This window comes from Pseudomonas sp. TWR3-1-1, assembly GCF_049896545.1.
Taxonomy (GTDB): domain Bacteria; phylum Pseudomonadota; class Gammaproteobacteria; order Pseudomonadales; family Pseudomonadaceae; genus Aquipseudomonas; species Aquipseudomonas weihenstephanensis.
Genome location: NZ_JAFCUO010000015.1, coordinates 21,550 through 27,549, shown reverse-complemented (window position 1 = coordinate 27,549; position 6,000 = coordinate 21,550). Strand labels below are relative to the sequence as shown.

Annotated in this window: 6 protein-coding genes; 1 reads left to right on the top strand and 5 read right to left on the bottom strand. The window is 57.0% G+C overall.

All coding sequences use genetic code 11. From position 1 onward, the window contains the following. From ACP7A4_RS22060 to ACP7A4_RS22045, 4 genes are all read right to left on the bottom strand, one after another. Positions 1 to 3,242, bottom strand: a 3,242-nt coding sequence (locus ACP7A4_RS22060) for a host specificity protein J (RefSeq protein WP_426248311.1), incomplete at its 3' end; no start/stop codon positions are given. Between the two features lie 54 nt (positions 3,243 to 3,296). Then, positions 3,297 to 3,890 (bottom strand): tail assembly protein, encoded by a 594-nt coding sequence (locus tag ACP7A4_RS22055; RefSeq protein ID WP_426248310.1) that lies wholly within the window; start codon positions 3,888 to 3,890, stop codon positions 3,297 to 3,299. A 57-nt stretch (positions 3,891 to 3,947) separates the two neighbouring features. Then, complete coding sequence (locus ACP7A4_RS22050) at positions 3,948 to 4,370, bottom strand: hypothetical protein (RefSeq protein WP_426248309.1); 423 nt, start codon at positions 4,368 to 4,370, stop codon at positions 3,948 to 3,950. 81 nt (positions 4,371 to 4,451) lie between these two features. Next, positions 4,452 to 5,084, bottom strand: a complete 633-nt coding sequence (locus ACP7A4_RS22045) for a hypothetical protein (protein WP_426248308.1) — start codon at positions 5,082 to 5,084, stop codon at positions 4,452 to 4,454. A gap of 223 nt (positions 5,085 to 5,307) precedes the next feature. Here ACP7A4_RS22045 and ACP7A4_RS22040 point away from each other — a divergent pair, with 223 nt between their 5' ends. Further along, positions 5,308 to 5,562 carry a hypothetical protein gene (locus tag ACP7A4_RS22040; protein ID WP_426248307.1) on the top strand — a complete coding sequence of 85 codons (255 nt, stop codon included), beginning with the start codon at positions 5,308 to 5,310 and terminating at the stop codon, positions 5,560 to 5,562. Here the strand turns inward: ACP7A4_RS22040 and ACP7A4_RS22035 are convergent. Beyond that, positions 5,555 to 5,998 carry a hypothetical protein gene (locus ACP7A4_RS22035; RefSeq protein ID WP_426248306.1) on the bottom strand — a complete coding sequence of 148 codons (444 nt, stop codon included), beginning with the start codon at positions 5,996 to 5,998 and terminating at the stop codon, positions 5,555 to 5,557. The genes ACP7A4_RS22040 and ACP7A4_RS22035 overlap by 8 nt on opposite strands. Between the last annotated feature and the right edge of the window lie 2 nt (positions 5,999 to 6,000).

The window sequence follows — 6,000 nt, the reverse complement described above, 5'->3', positions numbered from 1 at the left end:
GCCTCTGCCCGCAACGATTCCAGGCTGCTGGCCGTGGCCACAATCTCACCATCGATGCGCGCCACTTCACCGCTGAGGGTTTCCAGCGCCTGGGTGTTGCCTGACACGCCCTCGCCCACATCGACCAGTTCGCCTTTCAGTTCCGTGATGCGTTTGGCGGCGACTGAATCGTTGGTGGCCACCACCTTTTCAAGGCTCGACAACCCGGCCTTGTTCTGGCCAACCTGTGCACCGAACGTGGTCACCCGCTCGGAAATGGCCTCGTCTTCAGTGGCCCGCACACGCCGCTCAACAGCCTGATCCGCCGTGGATTGCCAACTCTTGAGAGCGTCGGCCAACTCGCCCTCGCCCGTGTCGGCGCGCGCCGCTGCCCGCAAGGCTTCCAGCGATGACGCTGACGCCGTGACCTTGCCGTCGATGTCCTCGATGTGGGTGGTGTTCTGGCTGACCTGAAAGGCCAGGCCATTGGCGGTTTCGAGGATCTCGCCGATGTCCCTCCAATAGACCGGGTTGGGCGGCGGTGTATCGAGCGGCACGTCTTGAAGCGCTTGATAGATGTGCCGTCCTTCGCGAGCGTTTTCGCCGACCTTGTAGGTCTGCTTTGGATCGTAAATGAAGGTGTCGACCAGGCCTTCGACCTTGTCACCCAATTCCTTGACCTGCCCTGCCAGCTCCTTGACCGAACCCGGCCCGTCACCGGTGATGAGTTCAATGTCCTTCCTCAACTCGGGGTAAAGCGCGCCGGTGCCGATTTGCCCCGCAAAATACTTCTCGTATTCCGTTTGGTCCGAACTTGGCTGGCCATTAATCCCGAACTTTTCCGGGAACCACGGCCCGACATTGCCGGTGCGGTCCACCAGCCGCGCCCAGAAAAACAGGCTGGTACCGGGCACAATGTTTTGCAGCTCATGCCGCGCTTGCGGGTAAGCGTAATCGCCAAGTTTGGTCGCAGACTCCCGATCATTGGCCGTGTTCTGCCAAATCTCGGTGCGCTGGGTGTCTTCTGCACCCGGTGGAAAGCCCCAGTTCAAGCGAATGCCGTAGACCAGGCTTTCAGTGGTCAGGTGCGTGATGGCAGGCGGCAAGCCTTCCTTGCCTTTCAATTGCGTCAGTTGCGAGTTCTTCCAGATGGACGAAATCTCAAACGCACTGACCGCACGCACCCGAGCCAAATAAGCGCCAGCGTAAATACCAGGTACCTCAACACTGGATGAGCCGGTGCGCTGCACCTTGATCCAGTTGCCATTGTCTTTACGCCACTCCACGTCATAGGCAACAGCGCCGGGGACCGAATCCCATGCGATGGTCATAGTGGTCACCGCCAAGCCCTGGGCGACGGTTGAGTTGGACGTGAGCGTAACGCTCGCCGGGGCTGGCACGACGGTAATCGGGATTACGCTGATGGGGCGTTCTTCCAAACGCGCACCGGTGTCGATGTGCGCAAACTTGCTTGGGTCGTACTGCACAGCGGTAATTTCATAAACGCCTGGCTCGGGCCGTGACACGCTGGTGACACGATAAAGCGGTACCGCCAAATCAGACGCGTCTAGGCACCACACCAGCTCAGGCTCGGGCGCGACGGAATAATCCGTGGTCACCGTGACTTTTCTGCCGCTGACCAGTTGGATGGTGCGGCCTTCGCATTTACCGTCCGGCAAATTCACAATCAGGCGATCGCCCGGTTTGGCCGAGGTGTCACGGTCCAGGGTGATGACCTTACCTTTGACCGCGGACACAAGCCCGCCCACCGGCCGTCCCGCGATCAACTCATCCGCAATCGGAATCACATACCCGGGCAGCGGGATACGACCGGCCAAGCCCGTTCGAAAAGAGACGGTGCGATCCTTTGCATTGGTCAGCAGCGCCCACTTTCCACGACGCTGAGCCTCAGACTCGCGGGTGCAGCCAATGGCGCTGATCTCCAGCGGGTTGTCGCCATAGCGGCGTTGCAGCTTGCTGTCGGTGACTGCCGTGACATCAGTGTCGTAGTTGTTGGCCGGGTTGTCGTAGCTGATAAGTGCGCGGCTGTAGCGAGTTCGCTCTGAGGCACTGCCGTACGAGAACTTGCCGTCGATCACGTTGGCACGTGTGTAGGCGAAGTCGAAGTCAGTGGCGCGCGGCATATCAGACAGCGAGAACACTTGCCCTTGCGCCCAATAGGTCATGCCGCGATAAATCGCGGAGATGTCTCGCAAAAGCGTCCAGGCGTCGGCTTTTCCTTGCAGGTTGAGGTTGCAGATGAAACGCGGCTCCATACCGCCCTTTCCGTCCGGGACCAACTGGTCGCAGTACTGAGCAATGCGGTACAACTCCCACTTATCGACTTGCCACGGCTTAATCCGGCGGCCGAGACCGAAGCGGTCATTGACGGTGATGTCGTAGGTCATCCAAACCGGGTTATCGGTCCAGGCTTGCTTGAAGGTTCCGTCCCAGATCCCGGTATAGGACTTCTTGCGCGGATCGTAATTGCTCGGTACCGATATCTTGCGTGCGTCACATTCGGTCGTGACTGCCGGGATGTTACGGAACTGCTCAGCAGAGAATTCGATATAAAGCAGCGCTGTGTTGGGGTAGCGCAGTTTGGCGTCAATGACTTCGGTGAAGCCCGCGATCTGCATCGTGTCGGCGATTTTGTTGTTGCCTTGGTTTGCAGTTAAACGGGTGATTTTCAGCAACCAACCCGTTGCCGCCTTGGGCAGATCAACGCGGCGTGTACGCTCATAAGTGCTGGTGGTCTTTCCGTCTACAGCCTCACTTAAAACCTTTTTGTAAGCGCCTCCGTCTGTAGCCACCTCGATCTTGTACTCGATTCGATAGCCGTTAATGTTGTTACTCTCATCCACTGCCTGCAAGGCTGGCCACGCGAAGCGCACGCGTACAGCAGAAAGCTGAGTGTTGCTGATCGCTCGAACCCACGGGGTCCCGCTGCGCAACTCGATGCCTAAGGTTGTTTCGTTTTCGACCGAAGGGATACCGGGGATGTACGGCTGCTCAACAGAACCGGTGCGCCACTCCCACTTCACGTTAGGGAAGTTGTAGTTACCCTGTTCATCTTGCAGCGGGGTGTTGTCGAGGAAAATGTTTCGAGCTGTTGGTGTGCCGTCGAATTCACCCTCACCCACGGCAATCAGCATTTTTGCCAAGGCAACAGAGCGCAAGCTGTCCGGTGCCTCTGTTGGGGTTTTCGGTTTCTCTTCCCCGCCCTTGGCGCCATGGATATCAATTAACTGTGCTGCGCCCATGGTTTCCTCCAGGCGAAAAAAAACCGCCAATGGCGGTGCGGTATTCGGTGGTTTCTACATCTGATCTTCGGCGTAAATCGCAGCACTGATGATCGCCCCGCCCCAGCGTCTACGGCCGTAGCACAGTGAGACCGGGTTGCCGGAGGCTGTGGTGTTTTTGGCGCTGCCGAAGGCATAGCCGGGGGTATTTTCAGGAGCTGCGCTGGCCTTAAGGCCGCCCGCTTGAGGGCTGAGCATCTGGATCACGCCGCCGGCGACAAGGCCAATGCCCGCGCCTATGAGCGGAGTGCCGAAAGGTGTTGCAGAGAAAATAACACCCACAACAATCAAGATCGCACCGACGATGGTTTGAAGAATACCGCCGCGCTTGCTGCCTACGACCACCGGCGCGATGCGGATGTCTCCGGCACCGTTGTAGCTCAGTTCCTTCTCCCCGATATTGCGCTTATCGCGAAACACCGCGAATTCAAGACCGCGCGACTTGGCATTCGAAAGAAACCGCTCGAATCCAGGGATCTGCACGCATAGTGCTTTGATCGCCTCCGCCGGCGATTTCACGGCGAGCCTGAAGGACTTTCCGAACTGTCGGAGTTGCCCGTGCAGGCGAATCGTCGTCATGGGTTGGTAGCTGATCGCTGATGCCTGCATCACTTTCTCCGGGGTAATAAAAAACCGCCCGGAGGCGGCTTCAAGGTTTTTTTTGATTCAGTTGTAATCGACATAAGGCCCTATGTAGAACCCAGCCATGTCGCCGCTGATACGGTACAGGCTTTCCTTGCCTGGCTGCACTGTTGCTGCGATGGTTCGAATTGCAGCGCCTGCGCACAAGCCAGAGCCAGCTAGGCCTACGCCGAGATTGGGCGACCCTGGCGGAAGGTAGAATGTGGCCCGCTGACCAGTCCCGATTTTTGCAGCCCGGCGGCCGTCGACATAAACAACGATGTCGCAGCCAGAACCGACCGCGCCAGAGTCGCGCACCACGGTGATTTTTCCGCTCTCGCCAGCCGGTTTAGTCTGGAACGCATAGACCTCGTCCGACGGAACCGGCTTCGCATCCCGCACCGAGATCGCCGATGAGGCACACCCCGCCAGCATCGCCACCACCAACGCCCCTATCAAAATTCGCATGTCGTTCCCTCTTTGGTTTGGCGGGACTGTAGCACTGGGGGGGTAGATGCAAAAAGCCCAGCGCTGGGCTGGGCTCGCTGATTAGTTTTCTACCTCACACTCTCGGTGCTTCAGACCGCCTCTCAATAAAGAAACCACGCTCCCTGCTCCCCCATCGTAAATAAGGTCGTCGTAGAGCATTGTCGATTCTCGGTAGTGACCGTTGAGAATCTCGAGAGCTACACAGATTGAGTCCAAGCCAGCTTTGATTTTATCACGACTACCAGAAGGTAGCGGATTGGCAGCACGATTCTGAATATGGAGCAGGTCGATGTGCGCAATTCGCTTGTTGCGGTGATCGCGTGCGAACTTAGTGTCCGCTAACGCCGCAGCGACAGCCTCGTCCATCTGTGCACGAACCTCCAAATCTTCGATAAGTGGGGGGATGGCTCTGATTGACAGATTTTTCTGCTGTGAATTGATTGGAGAATCGGTAAGCCTGGACATCCCCAGCATTACGGCATCCCAGAGCTGAGCCTGGATGACACCAAAAAAAGTAGGTGCCGAGGTGTTTAGAACCTGCACAGTTTCTTGGTCCACGCCGAAAAGCTGCTCGTACTGCTTCCACATCAGCAGCACATCAAGCAGGTGATCGTTGAGGTCGCAATACATGGCTCCAAGCTTCTGCCCCATAGCATCCAAGCACTGGCTCCGAACTTCTTCCACACTCAGCATTAAAACGCTCCCTGCCCACCTGAACAAAGCTTGAGAGCGTGTCATGTCGGCGTTGGAGCAGCAAGACCTGTCCAGGCATCCAGCGTGGATGGAATGCCAGTATCGCTGCAATCCATTCAGATAGTAGCCTCCTGCCACACGCAAGGATTTCCCAGTCCCACGCCTGCAAGCCCAAGGACTGGGGCTGCGCCAATATCGGCGCGTTTATGACCTGGAGGTCAATGTGAACGAAGGACAAACCATCTTCCCCTACATCATCGTCACCTCGAAAGACGACTACATCCCTGTGGCTGAGAAATTCGCATACAAAGGTGTTCAAGTGGGGTGCGGTGTCATTACCTTTTTGTCAGAGTCTGATTTTGGGACAATCTTCAACGCGCTCAAAAGCATTGGCTCAGGGTATGCACTGATCTTGGCTGATAATCTGAACTACTTCGGCGACGGCACTTTCGATAGGGCCTTCCACCACATCAACTGATCTTCATACTGCTGCCGGTAAAAAGAAGCTTGCCACCGACAACTTCGATTTTACCGCCCTCGGAAAGATTGTACGGGCCGCTGAGCAAGTACTCGGCACGCCCATCCTGAACATCCAGTTCGGCCGGATCCCTGTCGGGGGGGCTATTTAAGCGGCGCCGCCAAGCAATGACCGGTTGATAGGGATCAACTTCAGCCTTGCCCCATGCGAAGCTCATTCCTTCGGGCCCAGATAACAGCTGCGCAGTGAGACCAGCCTTTCCGCTGTAGGCGCGGCTGTAACCTTCTTTGCTCTGGCACTTGCCGGAGAATTTCATGCGATCAATCTCAAGGCCGCCATCCAGAATGGCCACTTCCGCATTTGCCCCACAGATACCGCCATTGCCAATGGTGAAAAGGTCGTAAATAGTCAGCATGTAGCGTTGCGAGGTTTGCATGC

What these genes read in the sequence shown, in the direction of transcription:
- ACP7A4_RS22050 (WP_426248309.1), bottom strand. Translation starts at nt 4,370, where the DNA reads ATGCGAATTTTGATAGGGGCGTTGGTGGTGGCGATGCTGGCGGGGTGT.
- ACP7A4_RS22055 (WP_426248310.1), bottom strand. Translation starts at nt 3,890, where the DNA reads ATGCAGGCATCAGCGATCAGCTACCAACCCATGACGACGATTCGCCTG.
- ACP7A4_RS22045 (WP_426248308.1), bottom strand. Translation starts at nt 5,084, where the DNA reads ATGCTGAGTGTGGAAGAAGTTCGGAGCCAGTGCTTGGATGCTATGGGG.
- ACP7A4_RS22035 (WP_426248306.1), bottom strand. Translation starts at nt 5,998, where the DNA reads ATGCAAACCTCGCAACGCTACATGCTGACTATTTACGACCTTTTCACC.